Raw genomic sequence first — 24149 nt, 5'->3', positions numbered from 1 at the left:
TATTCCAACTGGCAATAAACAACCCGCCGCCACAAAACGGCGGGTTCGCAATTGAGCGAAGCTTTATAGTCGACCCAGATCGTTGATCAGGGCGAGCAACATCACCCCTATGACCAAACTGATACCGATCTGGACCCCCCAACCTTGCACCCGATCCGACAGCGGACGACCGCGCGCCCACTCGACCAGGTAAAACAGCAAATGCCCCCCATCCAGTACTGGAATGGGCAGCAGGTTAAGAACCCCCAGGCTTATGCTCAGGTAGGCCAGGAAATTCAGGAAATCCCCCACGCCGGACTGGGCTGAAGCGCCCGCCACTTTAGCAATGGTTATCGGTCCACTCAAGTTTTTTACCGAGAGCTCCCCGAACAGCATTTTCTTCAGCGATTCAAGGGTCAGGACGCTCATGTTCCAGGTGCGCGACAAGCCTTCGCCTACCGCATCCAGCGGGCCGTAGCTGACTTCGCGGAGCATGTTGGCAGGCCATTCGCCACCTTTTACCCCGGCACCCAGATAGCCACCGACCGCTTTGCCCTCGCCTTTGCGGGCCAAGGTCACCGCAACGTCCAGGGCCGCGCCATCACGCTCCACGCGCACCACTACTTTGGCATCTGGGCGCGCGCGCACGGTATCGACAACCTGTTGCCATTCGGTCACGTTCACGCCGTCGACGGCCAGCAGCTTGTCGCCGGTTTTCAGGCCCGCAGCTGCAGCCGGCCCCTTCGGATCGATTTCGGCCAGCACAGGTGCGATCGCCGGGCGCCATGGGTGCAGGCCAAGCGACTGAATCGGGTCCGGCTCGTCGGCGCCCTTGAGCCAACTGTCCAGCTTGACCTGCAGCTGACGCTCGGCGCTGGCACCCTCGTCGAGCACGCCAACCTGCAACGTACCGCTCTCACCCAGGCGACGAACCAATTGCAGGTTGACCGCCGACCAACCGTTGGTCGCCTTGCCGTCGATAGAAACGATTTCCTGACCTGCGGTCAAACCCGCCGATGCTGCCAGGCTGCCAGTATCGACCGCGCCGATCACCGGGCGGACCTGCTGGGTACCCAGCATCGCCAGCACCCAGAAAAACAGGATGGCCAGCAGGAAGTTGGCGATCGGGCCTGCCGCGACAATCGCGATACGCTGGCGTACCGACTTGCGGTTGAACGACTGCCCGGCCAGTGCCGGCGGCACATCGCCTTCGCGCTCGTCGAGCATCTTGACGTAGCCACCCAGCGGGATTGCCGCCACCACGAACTCGGTGCCGTGGCGGTCATGCCAACGCAGCAGCGGCGTGCCGAAGCCTACCGAAAAACGCAGCACCTTGACGCCACAGCGGCGCGCCACCCAGAAGTGGCCGAATTCGTGGAAAGTGACCAGCACACCCAAGGCCACAAGGGTGCCGATAATCATGTAGAGCGCTGTCATGTCCATCTCCGAATGATGTTCAGCGGGCCGGCGTATCGCCCTGCCCCCTCATGAACCGTGGCGAGCCTGTATCAGCGACCGTGGCGCCTCAGCCACTCACGGGAAAGCTCCCGGGCACGCTGATCAGCGGCAAACACCGCGTCCAGCGACGGCAGCGGCACGACGGGCTCCTGATCGAGCACCTGTTCGATCATACCCGCGATCTCCGGGAAGCGGATACGCCGCTCAAGAAATGCCTCGACCGCCACTTCGTTGGCCGCATTGAGCACCGCAGGCGCGCTATTGCCGGCCTCGGCAGCCTGCCGCGCCAGGCGCAGACAAGGGAAGCGTTGTTCGTCGGGCGCCTGAAAATCCAGACGGGCGATGGCGAACAGGTCCAACGGCGCGACCCCGGAATCGATCCGTTCTGGCCAGGCCAACGCGTTGGCGATCGGCGTGCGCATGTCCGGGTTGCCCAACTGCGCCAGCACCGAACCGTCCACGTAGTCGACCAAGGAGTGGATTACGCTTTGCGGGTGCACCACCACCTCGACCTTGGCCGGCGCGGCATCGAACAACCAGCAGGCTTCGATCAGCTCGAGCCCCTTGTTCATCATGCTGGCCGAGTCCACGGAAATCTTGCGCCCCATGGACCAGTTCGGGTGCGCGCAGGCTTGCTCCGGGGTCACCTCCAGCAGCGCCTCGACCGGTGTCTCGCGGAACGGGCCACCGGAAGCGGTCAGCAGGATCCGGCGCACACCGACGGCACTCAAGCCACGGGCATAGTCGCCAGGCATGCACTGGAAGATCGCGTTGTGCTCGCTGTCGATCGGCAGCAGCACGGCACCATGGCGCCGCACCGCCTCCATGAACAGCGCGCCCGACATCACCAGCGCTTCCTTGTTGGCCAGCAATACCTTCTTGCCGGCCTCGACAGCCGCCAGCGTGGGGCGCAGGCCGGCAGCACCGACAATGGCCGCCATCACAGCATCCACTTCCGCCGCCGACGCCACCTGGCAAAGCCCGGCCTCACCTTCCAGCACCTCGGTAGCGCAACCAGCCGCGGCCAGGCTTGCGCGCAGCCTCACGGCCGCCTCGGCGCTCGGTACCACGGCGAACGCCGGGCGATGGCGCACACACAGCGCCAACAGTTCGTCGATGCGCGAATAGCCACTGAGGGCGAACGCCTGATAGCGATCAGGGTGCCGCGCAATCACATCCAACGTGCTCAGGCCGATGGAGCCGGTGGCCCCGAGCACGGTAATACGCTGCGGGCGATTCACATCACACCCCATTCGGCAGCCCAGAGCAGCACTGCGAAAATCGGGATTGCCGCAGTCAGGCTGTCAATGCGATCGAGTACGCCACCATGACCGGGCAGCAAGTTGCTGCTGTCCTTGATACCGGAGCGGCGCTTGAACATGCTCTCGGTCAGGTCACCGACCACCGAGGACATCACCAGCAACGCGGCGCCCAACAGGCCCAGCAGGATCTGACCAAAGCCCCAGTCGCGGCTAATGCCGACCCCAAGGGTAATCAACAGGCTGACCGCCAGGCCACCATACACACCCTCCCAGCTCTTGCCTGGGCTGACCTGCGGGGCCAGTTTGCGCTTGCCGAAGGCCCGACCAGAGAAGTAAGCGCCAATGTCGGCGGCCCACACCAGCACCATGACCGACAGGATCAGCCAGTTACCCAGCGGCCAGTGCTTGAGCAGCACCAGCCCCTGCCAGGCCGGCAGCAGCACCAGCAGGCCAATCAGCAGCCGACAGGCAGCACTGGCCCACAGCTCGCTGCTGCGCGGATAAGTCAGCACCAGCCAAGTGGCCAGCCCCCACCAGATCACCGCAGCGCCCAGCACCCAGGGCGCCAGTTCCGGAAGGATGTACAGCAGCATCAGCGCCCCGGCGACCACCGCGGCATAGGCAATGCGCAGCGGCTGGGCCATCAGCCCAGCCAGGCGCGCCCACTCCCAGGCACCGAGGGTCACCACGAAGCCGATGAACAGGGCGAAATCCCCACCGTTGAGCAGGAAGAAACCACCCAGCGCGATCGGCAACAGGATCAGCGCGGTAATGATGCGTTGTTTAAGCATTAAGCACGAGCTCCAGCCTCGACCTGCTCGCTGGTCTTACCGAAGCGGCGCTGGCGCGAAGCGAAATCGGCCAGGGCATTGCGCATGGCCTCGTGTTTGAAGTCCGGCCAGTACAGGTCGGAGAAGTACAATTCGGCATAGGCCAGCTGCCACAGCAGGAAGTTGCTGATGCGGTGCTCGCCACCGGTACGGATGCACAGGTCTGGCAGCGGCAGCTCGCCGGTTGCCAGGCAAGTCTGCAGCAGACCCGGGGTAATGTCTTCCGGGCGCAGGTGCCCGGCTTGCACTTCCCGCGCCAGCCGCTGGGCGGCCTGGGCGATGTCCCACTGGCCACCGTAGTTGGCTGCGATCTGCAGGATGAAGCGGTTGTTGCCGGCAGTCACTGCCTCGGCCTCGCGCATGGCAGCCTGCAGTTCAGGGTGGAAACGCGAACGGTCACCGATGATGCGCAGGCTGATGTTGTTCTCGTTGAGGCGCTTGGCCTCACGGCGCAGCGCCGAGAAGAACAACTCCATCAACGCACCCACCTCTTCGGCGGGGCGCTGCCAGTTTTCGCTGGAGAAGGCGAACAGGGTCAGTACCTCGACCCCGGACTTGGCGCAGACTTCGATGACCGCGCGAACGGCGTCGACACCCGCCTTGTGCCCGGCAACGCCGGGCAGCAGGCGCTTTTTCGCCCAGCGGTTGTTGCCATCCATGATGATCGCGACATGACGCGGCACCGAGGACGGCGCCGCTGGCTTGGTCTTTTCCATTAAAAAACCCCGGCCTTAAACGGCCATCAGGTCCTTTTCCTTGGCTTTGAAGGCAGCATCGACTTCGGCAACGAACTTGTCGGTCAGCTTCTGGATCTCGTCAGCGGCGCGACGTTCTTCGTCTTCGCTGATTTCCTTGTCCTTGGTCAGCTTCTTCAGGTCGGCCAGGGCGTCGCGGCGCACGTTACGCACGGCTACCTTGGCATCTTCGGCAACGCCGCTGGCCTGCTTGGTGTAGCCCTTGCGGGTTTCCTCGGTCAGGGCTGGCATCGGCACACGAATGGTGGTGCCGGCGCTGGACGGGTTCAGGCCCAGGTCAGAGGTGAGGATGGCCTTTTCGATGGCAGCGCTGAGGTTCTTGTCGTGAGCGACGATCTTCAGGGTGCGGGCATCTTCGACGGTGATCGCGGCGACCTGGTTCAGCGGCATTTCGCTGCCCCAGGCAGTGACCTTGACGGTGTCCAGGATGCTTGGGTGCGCGCGACCAGTGCGGATTGCCGCCAGGTTGCGGCCCAGGGCCTCGAGGGACTTGGTCATGCGCTCCTGCGCGTCTTTCTTGATGTCGTTGATCATGCTTGGCCTTCCTCGATCAGAGTACCTTCAGCGCCACCTACCACGATGTTCAGCAGGGCGCCAGGCTTGTTCATGTTGAATACCCGCAATGGCATCTTGTGGTCACGGCACAGGCAGATTGCGGTCAGGTCCATCACACCCAGCTTGCGATCCAGGACCTCATCGTAGGTCAGGTGATCGAACTTCTCGGCGTGCGGGTCCTTGAATGGATCGGCAGTGTACACACCATCGACCTTGGTCGCTTTCAGCACCACATCGGCATCGATTTCGATGGCGCGCAGGCAGGCCGCGGAGTCGGTGGTGAAGAACGGGTTGCCGGTACCGGCGGAGAAAATTACCACATCCCCGGAGTTGAGGTGGCGAATAGCTTTGCGACGATCGTAATGATCGGTGACACCGACCATGGAAATGGCCGACATGACCAGGGCCGGGATGTTCGAGCGCTCCAGCGCATCGCGCATGGCCAGGCCGTTCATCACGGTAGCCAGCATACCCATGTGGTCGCCGGTGACACGGTCCATGCCGGCGGCGCTGAGCGCGGCACCACGGAACAGGTTGCCACCACCGATCACCAGGCCGACCTGGACACCGATCCCTACCAACTGGCCAACTTCAAGGGCCATGCGATCCAGCACTTTCGGGTCGATCCCGAAGTCTTCCGAGCCCATCAGGGCCTCGCCGCTAAGTTTGAGCAAAATGCGTTTATAGCGAGGTTGGCGACCACTCACCTGCTGAGCCATTGCGAGTCTCTCCTGCGGCGTACTTTTAGAAAATTCGTGCGGGCTGTTTGCAGCCTGCTAACTGTAGCGTGGCACTGCTTGGGTGCCAGCGGCGGCGGATTTTATAAACCCTTCGCCGTTTTGACAAAGAGGCTGCGCGCGTGAGCGGGCAGCCTCTTTGGGGCGACAGACGGGGCTGTCTTACTGCTTGGCAGCAGCTACCTGAGCGGCAACTTCAGCAGCGAAGTCGTCGACTGGCTTCTCGATGCCTTCGCCTACTTTGAAGTAGGTGAAGGAAACGATTTCAGCACCGGCTTTCTTGGCCAGCTCGCCAACCTTGACTTCCGGGTTCATGACGAAAGCTTGCTCTTTCAGCGACGCTTCGGCTTTGAACTTGGTGATACGACCGTTGATCATGTTCTCAACGATGTTTTCCGGCTTGCCGGCGATCTTGTCAGCGTTCAGCTGCAGGAACACGCCCTTCTCGCGCTCGATGGCCTCGGCGGAGATTTCCGACGAATCCAGGAACTCAGGGTTCGAAGCTGCAACGTGCATGGCGATGTTCTTCGCCAGCTCTACGTCACCGCCTTTCAGAACGACGACAGCGCCGATCTTGTTGCCGTGCAGGTAAGCACCGACAACGTCACCTTCAACGCGCACCAGGCGACGGATGTTGACGTTCTCGCCGCACTTGGCAACCAGGGCTTCACGAGCAGCTTCACGCGAGGCGATCAGCGGAGCGGCATCGGTCAGTTTCTGGGCGAAGGCTTCTTCGAGGCTTTCGGCAACGAAGTTCTTGAAGTCGTCTTGCAGGGCCAGGAAGTCGGTCTGCGAGTTCACTTCCAGCAGGACGGCGGATTTACCGTCGGTCTTGACGGCGATAGCGCCTTCAGCAGCGACGTTGCCAGCCTTTTTGGCGGCCTTGATGGCGCCCGAGGCACGCATGTCGTCAATGGCTTTCTCGATGTCGCCGCCGGCCTTTTCCAGGGCCTTTTTGCAATCCATCATGCCTTCGCCGGTACGCTCGCGCAGTTCTTTTACCAGCGCTGCAGTAATTGCTGCCATTTCAAAATCCTCTTGGAAAGTTTTTCAACCATTCCACCCGTTGATCACGGGCGTTCAATTCTGCAAATCCGCTGTTTTCATTTCAGCAGGCCCATGATGCGGGGCCGATGCTGACAGCAGGATTTCAAGGTGGCAAAAAGGGGGCAGAGCCCCCTTTTTGCGTGCCAAGTAGACGCTAGCGCCTATTACTCAGCAGCAGGTGCAGCCGCTTCTTCAGCGTAAACTTCGGTGCCGCCGGCAACGTTGTTACGGCCGCGGATGACTGCGTCAGCCATCGAAGTCATGTACAGCTCGATAGCGCGGATGGCGTCATCGTTACCTGGGATGATGTAGTCAACACCTTCCGGGCTGCTGTTGGTATCGACAACGCCGATAACCGGGATGCCCAGCTTGTTGGCTTCGGTGATCGCGATGCGCTCGTGATCAACGTCGATAACGAACAGAGCGTCTGGCAGACCACCCATGTCCTTGATACCGCCCAGGCTGCGATCCAGTTTTTCCAGATCACGGGAGCGCATCAGAGCTTCTTTCTTGGTCAGCTTGGCGAAAGTGCCGTCTTCGGCCTGGGTTTCCAGGTCGCGCAGACGCTTGATCGAAGCGCGGATGGTCTTGTAGTTGGTCAGCATGCCGCCCAACCAACGGTGGTCAACGTACGGCGAACCGCAACGAGCAGCTTGCTCGGCGACGATCTTGCCGGCGGAACGCTTGGTGCCGACGAACAGGATCTTGTTCTTGCCCTGGGCCAGGCGCTCTACGAACGACAGAGCGTCGTTGAACATTGGCAGGGTTTTTTCCAGGTTGACGATGTGGATCTTGTTACGCGCGCCGAAAATGTACTTGCCCATTTTCGGGTTCCAGTAACGGGTCTGGTGGCCGAAGTGCACACCGGCCTTCAGCATATCGCGCATGTTGACTTGGGACATGATAGTTCCTTGATAAGTCGGGTTGGGCCTCCACGTATCCCAATGACCAACCCGCGAATTCTGCAACTCGGGGCACCCAGGTCATCGTGTCGACACGTGTGTGGGTTAAGTGCTGACGGGGTCGTCCCCGAAAGCGGCGCATTTTATACCACAGACCGCGCGCGAACGGAACCCGAATACTGTTGCGTCCGTCAGCGGCTTTTGCAGCACCAGGGCTTTCGCGCCAGAATGCCAGCTGTAGACAGCAGCATGGCCGCCTTTATCCCGACCGATCGGCGCCCTGCTCTGCTAGAATCCGGCCTTTCCCGTTTGTTCGCGCCGTGCACGGCGCCGTAGAGAGCCTGTAATGACCGTCACCATCAAGACCGCAGAAGACATCGAGAAGATGCGCATCGCTGGCCGCCTGGCCGCCGAAGTGCTGGAAATGATCGAGGAACACGTCAAGCCCGGCGTCACCACCGAAGAACTCGACCGCCTCTGCCACGACTACATCGTCAATGTCCAGCAGGCCATCCCGGCACCGCTCAACTACAAGGGCTACCCGAAGTCGATCTGCACCTCGATCAACCATGTGGTCTGCCACGGCATCCCCAACGACAAGCCGCTGAAGGACGGCGACACGCTGAACATCGACGTCACCGTGATCAAGGACGGCTACCACGGCGACACCAGCCGCATGTTCCACGTCGGTAGCGTACCGGTCTGGGCCGAGCGCCTGTCCAAGGTCACCCAGGAATGCATGTACAAGGCTATCGAACTGGTCAAGCCGGGCTGCCGCCTGGGCGATATCGGTGAAGTGATCCAGAAGCACGCGGAAAAGAACGGTTTCTCGGTAGTGCGCGAATTCTGCGGCCACGGCATCGGCAAGGTGTTCCACGAAGAGCCGCAGATCCTCCACTACGGCCGCGCCGGCACCGGCATGGAACTGAAAGAAGGCATGACCTTCACCATCGAGCCGATGATCAACCAGGGCAAGGCCGACACCAAGGTACTGGGCGACGGCTGGACCGCCATTACCAAGGACCGCAAGCTCTCGGCACAGTGGGAACACACCCTGGTGGTGACCGCGACTGGCTACGAGATCTTCACCCTGCGCAAGGACGACACCATCCCGCGCACTTCGGCCTGACCTCCCCCCGGACAGGCCACCCCCACGACAGGAACGTGACGCGATGCCCCAGGTGGACCCCGAGCTGTTCGACCGCGGCCAGTTCCAGGCGGAACTGGCCCTCAAGGCGAGCCCCATCGCCGCCTTCAAGAAAGCCATCCGCCTGGCCGGCGAGGTGCTCGACAAGCGTTTTCGCGCAGGTAGCGAAATTCGCCCGCTGATCGAGGCCCGCGCCTGGTTGGTCGACAATATCCTGCAACAAGCCTGGAACCAGTTCGACTGGGGCGACCAGAGCGGCATCGCCCTGGTCGCGGTAGGCGGCTACGGGCGTGGCGAGCTACACCCGCATTCGGACATCGACCTGCTGATTCTGCTGGGCGCTGCCGAGCACGAGCAGTACCGCGATGCCATCGAGCGTTTTCTCACCTTACTGTGGGACATCGGCCTGGAAGTGGGCCAGAGCGTGCGCACCGTCGACGAGTGCGCCGAGCAGGCCCGCGCCGACCTGACGGTCATCACCAACCTGATGGAAAGCCGCACCATCGCAGGCCCCGAGGCCCTGCGCCAGCGCATGCTGGAGGTGACCAGCACCGCGCACATGTGGCCGAGCAAGGAGTTCTTCCTGGCCAAGCGCGCCGAGCTCAAGGCCCGCCACCACAAGTACAACGACACCGAATACAACCTCGAACCCAACGTCAAGGGCTCGCCAGGTGGCCTGCGCGATATCCAGACAGTGCTGTGGGTGGCCCGTCGCCAGTACGGCACCCTGAACCTGCACGCATTGGCTGGCGAAGGCTTTTTGCTGGAAAGCGAGAACGAGCTGCTGGCATCGTCCCAGGACTTCCTGTGGAAAGTGCGCTACGCCCTGCACATGCTGGCCGGGCGCGCCGAAGACCGCTTGCTGTTCGACCATCAGCGCAGCCTCGCCACGCTGCTGGGCTACAGCGACGACAACCCCAAGCGGGCGATCGAACAGTTCATGCAGCAGTATTACCGGGTGGTGATGAGCATCAGCCAGCTGTGCGACCTGATCATCCAGCACTTCGAAGAGGTTATCCTCGCCGACGAGGAAAGTGGCAGCACCCAACCACTGAATGCGCGCTTCCGCCTACATGATGGCTATATAGAAGCCACCAACCCGAACGTGTTCAAGCGCACGCCGTTCGCCATGCTGGAAATCTTCGTGCTGATGGCGCAACACCCCGAAATCAAGGGCGTGCGTGCCGATACCGTGCGCCTGCTGCGCGAACACCGGCACCTGATCGACGACACCTTCCGCACGGATATCCGCAACACCAGCTTGTTCATCGAACTGTTCAAGTGCGAAATCGGCATTCACCGCAACCTGCGGCGGATGAACCGCTACGGCATTCTTGGCCGCTACCTGCCGGAGTTTGGCCTGATCGTCGGGCAGATGCAGCATGACCTGTTCCACATCTATACGGTCGATGCGCACACCCTCAACCTCATCAAGCACCTGCGCAAACTGCAATACACGCCGGTGTCCGAAAAATTCCCGCTGGCCAGCAAGCTCATGGGCCGCCTGCCCAAGCCCGAACTGATCTACCTGGCGGGCCTGTACCACGACATCGGCAAGGGCCGCCAGGGCGACCACTCGGAAATCGGCGCGGTGGACGCGCAGAAATTCTGCGAGCGCCACCAGTTGCCGGCCTGGGACAGCCGCCTGATCGTCTGGCTGGTGCAAAACCACCTGGTGATGTCGACCACCGCCCAGCGCAAGGACTTGTCCGACCCGCAGGTGATCAACGACTTTGCCCTGCACGTGGGCGACGAGACACGCCTGGACTACCTGTACGTGTTGACCGTGGCCGATATCAACGCCACCAACCCCAGCCTGTGGAACTCGTGGCGAGCCAGCCTGCTGCGCCAGCTGTACACCGAGACCAAGCGGGCCCTGCGCCGCGGCCTGGAAAACCCGCTGGACCGCGAAGAGCAGATCCGCCAGACCCAGTCGTCAGCGCTGGATATCCTCGTGCGCGAAGGCACCGACCCGGACGACGTCGAACAGCTCTGGTCGCAACTGGGCGATGACTACTTCCTCAAGCACACCGCCGCCGACGTGGCCTGGCACACCGATGCAATTCTCCAGCAACCCGCCGATGGCGGCCCGCTGGTACTGATCAAGGAAACCACCCAGCGCGAGTTCGAGGGCGGCACGCAGATCTTCATCTACGCCCCCGACCAGCACGATTTCTTCGCCGTGACGGTGGCAGCCATGTCGCAGCTGAACCTGAACATCCACGATGCACGCATCATCACGTCGAGCAGCCAGTTCACCCTCGACACCTACATCGTGCTGGACAACGACGGCGGCTCGATCGGCGACAACCCGCAGCGGGTCAAGCAGATTCGTGACGGCCTCACCGAAGCGCTGCGCAACCCCGAGGACTACCCGACCATCATTCAGCGCCGGGTGCCACGTCAGCTCAAGCACTTCGACTTCCCGCCGCAAGTGACCATCCTCAACGATGCCCAGCGGCCGGTGACCATCCTCGAAATCACCGCGCCCGACCGCCCAGGCCTGCTGGCCCGGCTGGGGCGGATCTTCCTGGAGTTCGACCTGTCGCTGCAGAACGCCAAGATCGCCACCCTCGGCGAGCGGGTGGAGGACGTGTTCTTCATCACCGATGCCGACAACCAGCCGCTGTCCGACCCGCAACTGTGCAGCCGCCTGCAGGAAGCCATCGTGCAGCAACTGCAGGCCGGCCAAGGTAGCGACACCAGCCCGACCCGCGTGACCTTTTAACGATTAGACGATTGACGAGACCTTGCGCCGATGAACCATGCCTTGACCCAGCTTCAGCCCTACCCGTTCGAAAAGCTCCGCGCCCTGCTGGGCAGCGTGAAGCCTGCGGCGGACAAACGCGCCATCGCCCTGTCGATCGGTGAGCCGAAGCACGAATCGCCGGCGTTCGTCGCCCAGGCCATGGCCGACAACCTCGACAAGCTGGCGGTTTACCCCAGCACCCTTGGCCTGCCGGCCCTGCGCCAGGCCATCGGTCAGTGGTGCGAGCGGCGCTTTGGCGTGCCCGCCGGCTGGCTGGACGCCGAGCGCCACATCCTGCCGGTCAACGGCACCCGTGAGGCGCTGTTCGCCTTCACCCAGGCCGTGGTCAACCGCGCCGATGATGGCCTGGTAATCAGCCCCAACCCGTTCTACCAGATCTACGAAGGCGCAGCGCTGCTGGCCGGTGCTACCCCGCACTACCTGCCTTGCCTGGAAAGCAACGGCTTCAACCCCGACTTCGACGCTGTTCCGGCCGAGGTATGGAAGCGTTGCCAGATCCTGTTCCTGTGCTCGCCGGGCAACCCCACTGGCGCACTGGTGCCGATGGATACCTTGAAAAAACTGATTGCCCTGGCCGACGAGCACGACTTCGTGATTGCCGCCGACGAGTGCTACAGCGAGCTGTACTTCGACGAGGACGCGCCACCACCGGGCCTGCTGACCGCCTGCGCGGAACTCGGCCGCAGTGACTTCAAGCGCTGCGTGGTATTCCACAGCCTGTCCAAGCGTTCCAACCTGCCTGGGCTGCGCTCGGGCTTCGTCGCCGGCGATGCCGAGATCATCAAGCCATTCCTGCTGTACCGCACCTACCACGGCTGTGCCATGCCGGTGCAAACCCAGCTGGCCAGCGTCGCTGCCTGGCAGGATGAGGCGCATGTGCGCGAGAACCGCGACCAGTACCGCGCCAAGTACGATGCGGTGCTGGACATCCTGCAACCGGTCCTCGACGTCCAACGCCCAGATGGCAGTTTCTACCTGTGGGCCAAGGTGCCGGGCAACGACGATGCCGCCTTCACCCGTGACCTGTTCGAAGCCGAACACGTGACCGTGGTGCCGGGCTCGTACCTGTCCCGCGAAGTCGACGGCGTGAACCCAGGCGCAGGCCGCGTGCGCATGGCGCTGGTTGCGCCACTGGCCGAGTGCATCGAGGCCGCCGAACGTATTCGGGCGTTCCTGGGCCGCTGATCCATGCAGGCTGGCAGGGCCGTTCGAGGTAATCGAATTGCCCTACCGGCCAGGATGAAAACGCCAATATTTCCCCCACCGGCCGGGCCTTACAGTGATGCCTCCTCCACCACCAACGAGGCAACACCCATGACCCAGATCAGCAGCGCTATGTGCCAGGATGCCAAAAGCTGGCTCCTCGAGATGGACGACAACGGCGACGGTAAGGTTTCGCTCGAAGAATTCAGGAAGCGCTTCGAGGACTACCACAGCAGCGAGCAGCTGGAGACCCTCCTGGCCTTGATGGATGTGAACGGCAACGGGTTCATCGAGGTAGGCGAAACCCTGCTGCGCCTCGACCGCTCCCCTGCCTGCGAGTAAGCCAGGCAATGCCTGCGCTCACCAAAGCGCGCAGGCAACCGCAACGTGTTCGCCGCCCTACCTGACTTGCCCCAGGTTCGCTTCACTCATGTCCAGCTCACCCAAGACCTGACGCACGACTTCATCTCCGACCAGGTGCTGGCGGTGCAGGTTGTACAGTTCCAGCCGCTGAGCCCTCAATGCACGCAAGCGCAAACGCCGCTCCAGCAAGTCCATCTGCTCGGCCATCGCCTTGGCTTCGGCACTGTCGTTGTAGCTGTCCAGCTCATCCCGGTACTCGGCCATCAGCCGCGCTTTCAACTCGGTCGCCAGGGTCGCCTGCGCGGCGTCCTGCGGGGCATTGCTGTCGATCACTTCCTCTGCCTCCAGGGCATGGATCGCCGCTTCGGCCGTGCGCCGCCAGGCTTCCTGCACTTCCTGGTGCAAGCGCTCGTCAGGGCTTTTGGTCACCCCACGCAGCAACAGCGGTAGCGCGATACAGGCACTGATCAACGACAAAAGGATCACCCCGGCGGCAATGAAGATCAGCAAGTCACGTTCCGGGAAGGCCTTGCCCGCCCCCATCAGCAACGGCACCGACATCACGCCGGCCAGGGTCACCGCCCCGCGCACCCCGCCCAGGGTCAGCAGCCAGCAGGAACGCGCCGTGGGCATCAGCACCAGCGCCGGTTTGCCGCGCCAGCGGCGTACCACTCCGATCGACCGCCAGATGCTCTGCACCCAGATGAACCGCAGCAGGATCAACGCGACAAAGATCGCCACCACATCCAGGCAACGGTAAGCCAGGGTCGGCCAGACGGTAGGCTCATGGCTGACCACGGCCTTGATGATGTCCGGCAACTGCAGGCCCAGCAGCAGGAAGATCAGGCCATTGAAGGCGAACTCCAGCAGCGACCAGACACTGCGGTTGAGCAGCCGGGTGCTGGTCTGCCGTGGCAGCAGGTCGAGCCAGCTCTGCATCATGCCCGCCGCCACGGCCGAAAGGATGCCCGACACGCCAAGACGCTCAGCCAGCACATAGGCAGCGAATGGCAACAGCAGCATGAACACCACATGAGTGGCCGGGTCGTCCCAGCCGCGAGCGATCATCCAGGCGCGCAAACGACCGACCAGCCAGCTCAAGCCCACCCCCACCGCGAGGCCGCCAAGCGCAACCAGGACGAAACTGAAGCTTGCATCGGTCAGCGAGAACACCCCGGTGATCGCCGCTGCCAAGGCGAACTTGAAGGTCACCAGGCCCGACGCGTCGTTCATCAGGGCCTCGCCCTGCAGCATGTGCATCAGCGGCGTAGGCAGCCGGTCCTGGGCGATGGCCGAAACAGCCACGGCGTCGGTCGGCGAGAGTACCGCCGCCAAGGCGAAGGCCACCGCCAGTGGGATGCTCGGTAGCAGCCAGTGAATGAAGTAGCCGGCCCCGACCACGGTGAACAGCACCAACCCGACGGCCAGCGCCACCACGGGCCCGCGAATGCGCCACAGCTCCCGTTTGGGGATACGCCAGCCGTCGGCAAACAGAAGCGGTGGCAAGAACAGGAACAGGAACAATTCGGGGTCCAGCGCCACATGCAGGCCCAGTGTCGGCAACGCCAACAAGGCCCCGGCGGCGATCTGCACCAGCGGCAAGGGCAGCGGAATCACGCGGCCGACCAGCTTCGACAGGCTGACCAGCGTCAGCAGGATGAGGACGGTGTAGGCGGACTGCATCCGGGAAAGCTTCCTTTGTGAACCAGAAACGATAGCAGGGCGAAACATCGCCATTGAAACAATATGTTAGCGGCGACCAACGGTTTGGGGCCGCTGCACGATAGTCGCAGGTGGCCGGGGAATATGTAACATGATGATACTTCGCTGCCAGTGAGATCGAGCGCCGCCCGCGCGGCGCATCGCGAGCGAAGCTCGCTCCTACATTTGTTTCGGGCCAATTATTCCTGTGCCAGTGGCGCGCGGCCCTTTGGCGCTCACCTCGATATCGCGTTGTACAAACAAGGCGGTCGCGTGCGCCTGGCACAGGCGATACTGGCCCGAAACAGATGTGGGAGCAGCCTTGTGCTGCGAAGCGCCGCGCGGGCGGCGCTCGATCTCCGCCACACTGCAAACCCCAAGGCGAGCACACCCGTGGCGCTCACAGTTTCGTTCCCGCATAATCCCGCGACTGACATCGGAAAACGGAGAGATTGGGGCAACCTGCACCCCCAATGCACACAATGACCTACACGCTCTACGGCATCAAAGCCTGCGACACCATGAAAAAGGCGCGTACCTGGCTCGAAGACAAAGCCATCGCCTACGAATTCCACGATTACAAAGCCCAAGGCATCGACCGTGACAGCCTGAACCGCTGGTGCGACGAACACGGCTGGGAAGTCATCCTCAACCGTGCCGGCACCACCTTCCGCAAACTGGACGACGCCAGCAAGGCCGACCTCGACCAGGCCAAGGCCGTCGAGCTGATGCTGGCCCAGCCGTCGATGATCAAGCGCCCGGTGCTCGACCTTGGCGCGCGTACCCTGGTCGGCTTCAAGCCTGACCTGTACGCCGCAGCCCTGGCCTGACCCCCTACCCTATTTCGCACGAGGTAATCACATGTCCAATACCCTGTTCAGCCTGGCCTTCGGTGTCGGCTCCCAGAACCGCCAGGGCGCCTGGCTGGAAGTGTTCTACGCACAACCACTGCTCAACCCGAGCGCCGAACTGGTCGCTGCGGTAGCCCCTGTTCTGGGTTACGAAGGTGGCAACCAGGCCATCGCCTTCAGCAACGCCCAGGCCGCGCAACTGGCCGAAGCCGTGAAAGGCGTGGATGCCGCCCAGGCCGCCCTGCTGACCCGTCTGGCCGAAAGCCACAAGCCGCTGGTCGCCACCTTGCTGGCTGAAGACGCCGCACTGACCTCGACCCCAGAGGCCTACCTCAAGCTGCACCTGCTGTCGCACCGCCTGGTGAAACCGCATGGCGTAAGCCTGGCCGGCATCTTCCCGCTGCTGCCGAACGTGGCCTGGACCAACCAGGGCGCAGTCGACCTGAGCGAACTGGCCGAGCTGCAACTGGAAGCGCGCCTGAAAGGCGAGCTGCTGGAAGTGTTCTCGGTGGACAAGTTCCCGAAAATGACCGACTACGTGGTCCCGGCCGGCGTGCGCATCGCCGACACCGCCCGCGTACGCCTGGGTGCCTACATCGGCGAAGGCACCACCATCATGCACGAAGGCTTCGTCAACTTTAACGCTGGCACCGAAGGCCCAGGCATGATCGAAGGCCGCGTGTCCGCTGGCGTGTTCGTCGGCAAAGGTTCGGACCTGGGCGGCGGTTGCTCGACCATGGGCACCCTGTCCGGTGGCGGCAACATCGTCATCAAGGTCGGCGAAGGCTGCCTGATCGGCGCCAACGCCGGTATCGGCATCCCGCTGGGCGACCGCAACACCGTCGAAGCTGGCCTGTACATCACCGCTGGCACCAAGGTGAACCTGCTGGACGAGAACAACGAGCTGGTCAAAGTGGTCAAGGCTCGCGACCTGGCTGGCCAGACCGACCTGCTGTTCCGTCGCAACTCGCTGAACGGCGCGGTGGAGTGCAAGACCCACAAGTCGGCCATCGAGCTGAACGAAGCACTGCACGCCCACAACTGAGAACCCTTCAGCCCCTGTAGGCGCGAGCTTGCTCGCGAACAGCGCATTCTCAGCGTTTGAAATGTTAAGATCGGGTCTGGCGCCACGCCAGACCCGATTTTCATTCCAGGCCCCGCGAACATGTTCCAGCCCTCCCCCTGGCGTGCCGACTTCCCCGCCATCGCCGCCCTGCAACGGCAGCACCAGACTTACCTGGACAGCGCCGCCACCACCCAGAAGCCGCAAGCGCTGCTCGATGCCCTGAGCCATTACTACGGCCATGGCGCAGCCAACGTGCACCGTGCCCAGCACTTGCCCGGCGCGCTGGCCACCCAGGCCTTCGAAACCAGCCGCGACAAGGTCGCCGCCTGGCTCAACGCCGCAGACTCACGGCAGATCGTGTTCACCCACGGCGCCACCTCTGCACTGAACCTGCTGGCCTATGGCTTGGAACACCGCTTCGAAGCCGGTGACGAAATTGCCATCAGCGCCCTGGAGCACCATGCCAACCTGCTGCCCTGGCAGCAACTGGCGCGCCGGCGCAACCTGCGCCTGGTGGTGCTGCCGCTGGATGCCCATGGTCGCATCGACCTGGACCAGGCACTGCAACTGATCGGCCCGCGCACCCGGTTGCTCGCCGTCAGCCAGTTGTCCAATGTGCTGGGTACCTGGCAGCCACTGCCGGCGCTACTGGCCCATGCCCGCGCCCAGGGCACACTGACCGTGGTCGACGGTGCCCAGGGGGTGGTGCATGGTCGCCATGATGTGCAGCATCTGGGTTGCGACTTCTATGTGTTCTCCAGCCACAAGCTGTATGGCCCGGACGGGGTTGGCGTGCTGTATGGCCGCCCTCAGGCGCTGGAACTGTTGCGCCACTGGCAGTTCGGGGGCGAGATGGTGCAACTGGCCGAGTACCAGAGCGCCAGCTTCCGCCCGGCCCCGCTGGGCTTTGAGGCGGGAACGCCGCCAATCGCCGGGGTGATCGGCCTGGGCGCAACCCTGGACTACCTGGCCAGCCTGGATACCCAGGCAGTCGAATCTCACGAAACCAGCCTGCACCAGCACCTGCTCCGTGGGCTGGCCGACCGCGAGGGCGTGCGGGTGCTCGGTGCGCCACAGGCGGCCTTGGCCAGCTTCATTATCGAGGGGGTGCACAATGCCGATATCGCCCACCTGCTCACCGAGCAAGGCATTGCCGTACGAGCCGGGCACCATTGCGCGATGCCGCTGTTGCAAGGGCTGGGGTTGGAGGGGGCAATCCGCGTGTCGTTGGGCTTGTACAACGACAGCGATGACTTGCAGCGCTTCTTTACGGCGCTGGATCAGGGCCTGGAGCTGCTGCGATGAATATGCCGGAACAGGCGCGCCAGGCGCTGGACGCTTTTGAACAGGGCAAGGGCTGGGAGCAGCGCGCGCGGCTGCTGATGCAATGGGGCGACCGACTGGAACCGCTGGCCGAAGCTGAAAAGACCGAAGCCAACCGAGTGCATGGCTGCGAAAGCCTGGTCTGGCTGGTGGCCGATCAGGTCGAGGGCTTGTGGCGGTTCAAGGCCAGCAGCGATGCACGCTTGTTGCGTGGCCTGCTGGCCTTGTTGCTGGTGCGGGTGCAGGGACTGGCCAGCGAAGAGCTGGCCGGGCTCGATCTGCGCGAGTGGTTCACTCAGCTGGGGCTGGAGCGCCAGCTGTCGCCGTCGCGCAGCAATGGGCTGCATGCAGTGTTGCAGCGGATGGCGGAGTTGGCGTCAACCCGTTGAATCGGTGCTGGCTTCTTCGCGGGCTTGCCCGCTCCCACAGGTACTGCATCTCTTCTCAAGAAAGATGAGCCCCCCTGTGGGAGCGGGCGAGCCCGCGAAGAAGCTCACGCGGTCTATTCAGGCTTGACTCGCTCAGAGGGCCGCCGCGCCCCGGCCACCAGCTTTTCTATCGCCTTGCTCGCCGCCACCATGCCAAAGGTCGCGGTCACCATCATCACCGCGCCAAAACCACCCGAGCAGTCCAGCCGCACGCCCTCGCCCACGAAACTTTTCTGCAGGCAAACGCTGCCATCGCCCTTGGGATATCGCAGTTGTTCGCTGGAAAACACACAAGGCACACCATAGTTACGGCTGACATTGCGCGAGAAGTTGTAGTCGCGCCGCAGGGTGGAGCGCACCCGTGAGGCCAGCGGGTCGTTGAACGTCTTGTTCAGGTCGGCGATCTGGATCTGCGTCGGGTCGATCTGCCCGCCAGCGCCACCGGTCGTCACAATGGCAATCTTGCGGCGCCGGCACCAGGCGATCAGCGCCGACTTGGCCATCACGCTGTCGATGCAGTCGATCACACAGTCCATCTGCTCGGTGATGTACTCGGCCATGGTCTCGCGGGTGACGAAGTCGGCCACCGCATGCACCGTGCACGCCGGGTTGATCGCCCGCAGGCGCTCGGCCATGACCTCGACCTTGGGCCGCCCCACCTGGCCTTCCAGGGCATGGGCCTGGCGGTTGGTGTTGCTGACGCAGACATCGTCCAGGTCGAACAGAGTGATTTCACCCACGCCACTGCGGGCCAGCGCTTCAGCCACCCACGAACCCACCCCGCCGATACCGACCACGGCCACATGGGCCTGCCCCAAACGTTGCAGCCCCTGGTCGCCATACAGCCGGGCAACACCGGCGAAGCGTGGATCTTCTGTGCTCATGTTCATACCCCAAAAAACCGGCGCGCATTATATGCCAGTGGGCCCATCGCCTGCATCGTTAGGAAAGAGACTACCAACCCTGCTTTAATGTCCTATCACTTCGACACAAATGGACGACAATGTCTTCACGTAAATTCGGCCTGAACCTGGTTGTGGTGCTGGCCATCGCCGCACTGTTCACCGGGTTCTGGGCACTGATCAACCGCCCGGTTTCCGCTCCCGCCTGGCCAGAGCAGATCTCTGGCTTTTCGTATTCACCGTTCCGCCTGGGCGAAAGCCCGCAGAAGGGCCAGTACCCCACTGACGACGAGATGCGCCAGGACCTGGAGCAGTTGAGCAAACTGACCGACAGCATCCGTATCTATACCGTGGAGGGCACCCAGGCCGACATCCCGCGCCTGGCCGAAGAATTCGGCTTGCGGGTGACGCTTGGGATATGGATCAGCCCGGACCTGGAGCGCAACGAACGTGAAATCGCCACGGCCATCGAATTGGCCAACACGTCGCGCAGCGTGGTGCGGGTGGTGGTCGGCAACGAGGCGTTGTTCCGTGAAGAAGTCACCCCGCAAAACCTGATCAAATACCTGGACCGGGTACGCGCAGCCGTAAAAGTGCCCGTGACCACCAGTGAACAGTGGCACATCTGGAAGGAACACCCAGAGCTGGCCAAGCACGTCGACCTGATTGCCGCGCACATCCTGCCCTACTGGGAGTTCGTGCCGATGAAGGATTCGGTGGAGTTCGTCCTCGACCGCGCCCGTGAGCTGAAGCACCAGTTCCCGCGCAAACCCCTGCTGCTGTCGGAAGTCGGCTGGCCGAGCAACGGCCGCATGCGCGGGGGTGCCGATGCCACCCAGGCTGACCAAGCCATCTACCTGCGTACCTTGGTCAACACCCTCAACCGCCGTGGCTACAACTACTTTGTCATCGAAGCCTATGACCAACCGTGGAAGGCCAGCGACGAAGGCTCGGTAGGGGCCTACTGGGGGGTGTACAACGCCGAGCGTCAGCAGAAGTTCAACTTCGACGGCCCGGTGGTGGCGATCCCACAGTGGCGTGCCCTGGCGGTGGCCTCGGTAGTGCTGGCAATGATTGCCCTGATGGTGCTGTTCATCGACGGCTCGGCCCTGCGCCAGCGTGGCCGTACGTTCCTGACGTTCATCACCTTCCTCTGCGGGTCGGTGCTGGTGTGGATCGCCTATGACTACAGCCAGCAATACAGCACCTGGTTCAGCCTGACCGTAGGTGTGCTGCTGGCCCTCGGTGCGCTGGGCGTGTTCATCGTGCTGCTCACCGAGGCCCACGAACTGGCCGAGGCGGTGTGGATACACAAGCGCCGCCGCGAGTTCCTGCCGGTACAGGCCGACAGTGCCTACCGGCCCAAGGTGTCGGTGCATGTGCCGTGCTACAACGAGCCGCCGGAGATGGTGAAGCAGACCCTCGATGCGCTTGCCGCCCTGGACTACCCCGACTACGAAGTGCTGGTGATCGACAACAACACCAAGGACCCAGCCGTGTGGGAGCCGCTCAAGGCCCATTGCGAAAAGCTTGGCGAGCGCTTCAAGTTCTTCCACGTCGCGCCCCTGGCCGGCTTCAAGGGCGGCGCGCTGAACTACCTGATACCGCACACGGCCAAGGACGCCGAAGTGATCGCGGTCATCGACTCGGACTACTGCGTCGACCGCAACTGGCTCAAGCACATGGTGCCGCACTTCGCCGACCCGAAAATTGCCGTGGTGCAGTCGCCGCAGGATTACCGCGACCAGCACGAAAGTGCCTTCAAGAAGCTGTGCTACAGCGAATACAAGGGCTTCTTCCACATCGGCATGGTCACCCGCAACGACCGTGATGCGATCATCCAGCACGGCACCATGACCATGACCCGGCGCAGCGTGCTGCAGGAGCTGGGCTGGGCCGAATGGTGCATCTGCGAGGACGCCGAACTGGGCCTGCGTGTGTTCGAGAAGGGCCTATCGGCCGCCTACGCCCACAACAGCTACGGCAAGGGCCTGATGCCCGACACCTTCATCGACTTCAAGAAGCAGCGCTTCCGCTGGGCCTATGGCGCCATCCAGATCATCAAGCACCACGCCAGCGCCCTGCTGCGCGGCAAAGGCAGCGAGCTGACCCGTGGCCAGCGCTACCACTTCCTGGCCGGCTGGCTGCCGTGGATCGCCGACGGCATGAACATCTTCTTCACCGTCGGCGCGTTGCTGTGGTCGGCGGCGATGATCATCGTGCCGCACCGGGTCGACCCGCCGCTGATGATCTTCGCCATCCCGCCGCTGGCGCTGTTCTTCTTCAAGGTCGGCAAGATCATCTTCCTCTACCGCCGTGCGGTAGGGGTGAACCTCAAGGATGCCTTCGCCGCCGCGCTGGCGGGGCTGGCCCTGTCGCACACCATCGCCAAGGCGGTGCTGTATGGCTTCTTCACCAGCAGCATGCCGTTCTTCCGCACGCCAAAGAATGCCGACAGCCACGGGTTGCTGGTGGCGATTTCCGAGGCGCGTGAAGAGCTGTTCATCATGTTGCTGCTGTGGGGCGCGGCGCTGGGCATCTACCTTGTGCAGGGGCTGCCGAGCTCGGACATGCGCTTCTGGGTGGCGATGTTGCTGGTGCAGTCGTTGCCTTATGTGGCGGCGCTGGTGATGGCGTTCCTGTCCTCGCTGCCCAAACCGCAGGAGAAGGCGGCCGAACCGCAACAGGCTTGAGGTTGCCGGGGCTGCTTTGCAGCCCATTCGCGGCGCAAGGCCGCTCCTACAGGTATTGCACACGCTCGATGGGCTGCGGTGATCCTGTAGGAGCGGCCTTGCGCCGCGAATGGGCCGCAACGCGGCCCCACCGGCCGATCGGTTTGATATAAGATAACGCCCCTCAGTTTCCCCGCCTTGCCTTGCCCCGGAGTCCCCCATGACGGCCCCTGCCGAGCTCTCGCCTACCCTTCAACTGGCCTGCGACCTTATCCGTCGCCCCTCGGTCACCCCTGTCGACGCCGACTGCCAGGCGCAGATGATGAACCGCCTGGGCGCCGTGGGCTTCGAGCTCGAGCCGATGCGCATTGAAGACGTCGATAACTTCTGGGCCACCCACGGCAGCCAGGACGGCCCGGTACTGTGCTTCGCCGGCCACACCGACGTGGTGCCCACCGGCCCGGTGCAGCAGTGGCAGCACGAACCGTTCGAAGCGCTGATCGATGCCGAGGGCATGCTCTGCGGCCGTGGCGCCGCCGACATGAAAGGCAGCCTGGCCTCCATGGTGATCGCCAGCGAGCGCTTCGTGCAGGACTACCCCAACCATCGCGGCAAGGTCGCGTTCCTGATCACCAGCGACGAGGAAGGCCCGGCCCACCACGGCACCAAGGCGGTGGTCGAGCGCCTGAAAGCACGCAACGAGCGCCTGGACTGGTGCATCGTCGGCGAGCCGTCCAGCACGACCCTGCTGGGTGACGTGGTGAAAAACGGCCGTCGCGGTTCGCTGGGCGCCAAGCTGACCGTGCGCGGCAAGCAGGGCCATGTGGCCTACCCGCACCTGGCGCGCAACCCGATCCACCTGGCCGCACCGGCCCTGGCGGAACTGGCTGCCGAACACTGGGATGAAGGCAACGCATTCTTCCCGCCGACCAGTTTCCAGATCTCCAACCTCAATTCCGGCACTGGCGCCACCAACGTGGTCCCGGGCGAGCTGACCGCGCTGTTCAACTTCCGCTTCTCCACCGAGTCCACCGTTGAAGGCCTGCAGGCGCGGGTGTCGGCGATTCTCGACAAGCATGAACTGGACTGGTCGGTCGACTGGGCGCTGTCGGGCCTGCCGTTCCTCACCGAGCCGGGCGAACTGCTCGACGCGGTAGCGGCCAGCATCAAGGGCGTCACCGGCCGCGACACCCAGCCATCCACCAGCGGCGGCACCTCCGATGGCCGCTTCATCGCCACCATGGGTACCCAGGTGGTCGAACTCGGCCCGGTCAACGCCACCATTCACCAGGTTGACGAGCGGATCCTGGCCAGCGACCTCGACCTGCTGACTGAAATCTACTACCAGACCCTGGTCCGGTTGCTCGCCTGATGCTCGCCTGCCCACTTTGCCAGGCGCCGCTGAGCCGGCTCGACAATGGAGCGGTGTGCCCGGCCGGCCACCGCTTCGACCGCGCCCGCCAGGGTTACCTGAACCTGCTGCCGGTGCAGCACAAGAACAGCCGTGACCCGGGTGACAACCAGGCCATGGTCGAGGCCCGCCGCGACTTCCTCGACGCCGGCCACTACGCGCCGGTCGCCCGCCGCCTGGCTGAGCTGGCCGCCGAACGCCAGCCCGGTGCCTGGCTGGACATCGGTTGCGGCGAGGGTTACTACACCGCGCAACTCGCCCACGCCCTGCCGGCCGCCGACGGTTACGCCCTGGACATCTCTCGCGAAGCGGTCAAGCGTGCCTGCCGACGCGCGCCAGAGGTCACCTGGATGGTCGCCAGCATGGCCCGCGTACCGCTGGCCGACGCCAGTTGCCAGTTCATCGCCAGCGTGTTCAGCCCGCTGGACTGGGCCGAGGCCAAACGCCTGCTCAGCCCTGGCGGTGGCCTGATGCGCGTAGGCCCGACCAGCGGCCACCTGATGGAACTGCGTGAAGTGCTCTACGATGAAGTACGCCCTTACGCCGACGACAAGCACCTGGCCTTGGTCCCCGAAGGCATGGCCCATGCCCACAGCGAAACCCTCGAGTTCCGCCTGAGCCTGGTCGCGCCCAAGGCCCGCGCCGACCTGCTGGCCATGACCCCGCACGGCTGGCGCGCCAGCGCCGAAAAGCGTGCCCGGGTGATCGACCAGCCCGAGCCGTTCGAGGTCACGGTTTCCATGCGTTATGACTATTTCGTGCGCCAAACCTGAGCACACCCGGAGCC

21 protein-coding genes are annotated in these 24149 nt (G+C 63.4%); 11 read left to right on the top strand and 10 right to left on the bottom strand.

The genetic code is table 11. From position 1 onward, the window contains the following. Positions 1 to 63 precede the first annotated feature (63 nt). The 8 genes from rseP to rpsB all read right to left on the bottom strand — a co-directional run bounded on the left by rseP (position 64) and on the right by rpsB (position 7525). Complete coding sequence (gene rseP / locus ACNFBR_RS04425) at positions 64 to 1416, bottom strand: RIP metalloprotease RseP (protein ID WP_416733826.1); 1353 nt, start codon at positions 1414 to 1416, stop codon at positions 64 to 66. A gap of 71 nt (positions 1417 to 1487) precedes the next feature. Continuing rightward, positions 1488 to 2678, bottom strand: coding sequence for a 1-deoxy-D-xylulose-5-phosphate reductoisomerase (gene ispC / locus ACNFBR_RS04420; protein WP_416733825.1), 1191 nt, complete (start codon positions 2676 to 2678; stop codon positions 1488 to 1490). Beyond that, on the bottom strand, positions 2675 to 3490 hold the full coding sequence (locus tag ACNFBR_RS04415) for a phosphatidate cytidylyltransferase (RefSeq protein ID WP_416733824.1): 816 nt from the start codon (positions 3488 to 3490) through the stop codon (positions 2675 to 2677). The genes ispC and ACNFBR_RS04415 overlap by 4 nt, the downstream gene beginning before the upstream one ends. Then, the gene (gene uppS, locus ACNFBR_RS04410; RefSeq protein WP_416733823.1) at positions 3490 to 4245 is read right to left on the bottom strand and encodes a polyprenyl diphosphate synthase; all 756 of its coding nucleotides are present in this window, start codon (positions 4243 to 4245) and stop codon (positions 3490 to 3492) included. Before uppS ends, ACNFBR_RS04415 begins: the two co-directional genes overlap by 1 nt. Before the next feature lie 15 nt (positions 4246 to 4260). Continuing rightward, complete coding sequence (frr, locus tag ACNFBR_RS04405; RefSeq protein WP_012270837.1) at positions 4261 to 4818, bottom strand: ribosome recycling factor; 558 nt, start codon at positions 4816 to 4818, stop codon at positions 4261 to 4263. Continuing rightward, positions 4815 to 5558, bottom strand: coding sequence for a UMP kinase (gene pyrH / locus ACNFBR_RS04400; RefSeq protein ID WP_003252294.1), 744 nt, complete (start codon positions 5556 to 5558; stop codon positions 4815 to 4817). The genes frr and pyrH overlap by 4 nt, the downstream gene beginning before the upstream one ends. Before the next feature lie 180 nt (positions 5559 to 5738). Further along, positions 5739 to 6602 carry a translation elongation factor Ts gene (gene tsf, locus ACNFBR_RS04395; RefSeq protein ID WP_012270835.1) on the bottom strand — a complete coding sequence of 288 codons (864 nt, stop codon included), beginning with the start codon at positions 6600 to 6602 and terminating at the stop codon, positions 5739 to 5741. Between the two features lie 185 nt (positions 6603 to 6787). Beyond that, positions 6788 to 7525: a 30S ribosomal protein S2 gene (rpsB, locus tag ACNFBR_RS04390; protein WP_003252287.1), complete on the bottom strand. Its 738-nt coding sequence runs from the start codon at positions 7523 to 7525 to the stop codon at positions 6788 to 6790. A 346-nt stretch (positions 7526 to 7871) separates the two neighbouring features. Between rpsB and map the strand changes: the two genes are divergently transcribed. From map to ACNFBR_RS04370, 4 genes are all read left to right on the top strand, one after another. After that, a complete protein-coding gene (gene map, locus ACNFBR_RS04385; protein ID WP_416733822.1) occupies positions 7872 to 8654 on the top strand; it encodes a type I methionyl aminopeptidase in 783 nt (260 codons plus the stop codon). A 43-nt stretch (positions 8655 to 8697) separates the two neighbouring features. Continuing rightward, on the top strand, positions 8698 to 11400 hold the full coding sequence (locus ACNFBR_RS04380) for a [protein-PII] uridylyltransferase (protein WP_416733821.1): 2703 nt from the start codon (positions 8698 to 8700) through the stop codon (positions 11398 to 11400). Between the two features lie 30 nt (positions 11401 to 11430). After that, complete coding sequence (dapC, locus tag ACNFBR_RS04375) at positions 11431 to 12627, top strand: succinyldiaminopimelate transaminase (RefSeq protein ID WP_416733820.1); 1197 nt, start codon at positions 11431 to 11433, stop codon at positions 12625 to 12627. 129 nt (positions 12628 to 12756) lie between these two features. Then, positions 12757 to 12987, top strand: a complete 231-nt coding sequence (locus tag ACNFBR_RS04370) for a hypothetical protein (protein ID WP_416733819.1) — start codon at positions 12757 to 12759, stop codon at positions 12985 to 12987. A 57-nt stretch (positions 12988 to 13044) separates the two neighbouring features. On the opposite strand, the gene ACNFBR_RS04365 is transcribed toward ACNFBR_RS04370, so the two are convergent. Continuing rightward, positions 13045 to 14691, bottom strand: a complete 1647-nt coding sequence (locus ACNFBR_RS04365; RefSeq protein ID WP_416733818.1) for a Na+/H+ antiporter — start codon at positions 14689 to 14691, stop codon at positions 13045 to 13047. A gap of 500 nt (positions 14692 to 15191) precedes the next feature. On the opposite strand from ACNFBR_RS04365, the gene ACNFBR_RS04360 reads away from it, so the two are divergent. From ACNFBR_RS04360 to ACNFBR_RS04345, 4 genes are all read left to right on the top strand, one after another. Further along, a complete protein-coding gene (locus ACNFBR_RS04360) occupies positions 15192 to 15539 on the top strand; it encodes an ArsC family reductase (RefSeq protein WP_306381699.1) in 348 nt (115 codons plus the stop codon). Between the two features lie 31 nt (positions 15540 to 15570). After that, positions 15571 to 16605: a 2,3,4,5-tetrahydropyridine-2,6-dicarboxylate N-succinyltransferase gene (gene dapD, locus ACNFBR_RS04355; protein WP_416733817.1), complete on the top strand. Its 1035-nt coding sequence runs from the start codon at positions 15571 to 15573 to the stop codon at positions 16603 to 16605. 120 nt (positions 16606 to 16725) lie between these two features. After that, a complete protein-coding gene (locus tag ACNFBR_RS04350; protein ID WP_416733816.1) occupies positions 16726 to 17931 on the top strand; it encodes a cysteine desulfurase in 1206 nt (401 codons plus the stop codon). Next, complete coding sequence (locus ACNFBR_RS04345; protein WP_416733815.1) at positions 17928 to 18338, top strand: SufE family protein; 411 nt, start codon at positions 17928 to 17930, stop codon at positions 18336 to 18338. The genes ACNFBR_RS04350 and ACNFBR_RS04345 overlap by 4 nt, the downstream gene beginning before the upstream one ends. A 113-nt stretch (positions 18339 to 18451) precedes the next feature. Here the strand turns inward: ACNFBR_RS04345 and tcdA are convergent, their stop codons facing one another. Further along, positions 18452 to 19261, bottom strand: a complete 810-nt coding sequence (tcdA, locus tag ACNFBR_RS04340; RefSeq protein ID WP_416733814.1) for a tRNA cyclic N6-threonylcarbamoyladenosine(37) synthase TcdA — start codon at positions 19259 to 19261, stop codon at positions 18452 to 18454. Between the two features lie 119 nt (positions 19262 to 19380). Between tcdA and ACNFBR_RS04335 the strand changes: the two genes are divergently transcribed. The 3 genes from ACNFBR_RS04335 (at position 19381) to ACNFBR_RS04325 (ending at position 24135) form a co-directional block, all read left to right on the top strand. Then, complete coding sequence (locus tag ACNFBR_RS04335) at positions 19381 to 21972, top strand: glycosyltransferase (RefSeq protein WP_416733813.1); 2592 nt, start codon at positions 19381 to 19383, stop codon at positions 21970 to 21972. Positions 21973 to 22171: 199 nt separating this feature from the next. Then, entirely contained in the window at positions 22172 to 23323 is a 1152-nt protein-coding gene (dapE, locus tag ACNFBR_RS04330; protein ID WP_416733812.1) for a succinyl-diaminopimelate desuccinylase, read from the top strand. Further along, complete coding sequence (locus ACNFBR_RS04325) at positions 23323 to 24135, top strand: putative RNA methyltransferase (protein ID WP_416733811.1); 813 nt, start codon at positions 23323 to 23325, stop codon at positions 24133 to 24135. The genes dapE and ACNFBR_RS04325 overlap by 1 nt, the downstream gene beginning before the upstream one ends. Positions 24136 to 24149: the final 14 nt, after the last annotated feature.

Origin of the sequence: Pseudomonas sp. NY11955, assembly GCF_048068035.1 — a bacterium.
Lineage (GTDB): Bacteria > Pseudomonadota > Gammaproteobacteria > Pseudomonadales > Pseudomonadaceae > Aquipseudomonas.
Note: the sequence above shows the minus strand (reverse complement) of the source record. Positions and strands in the feature narration are given on the sequence as shown.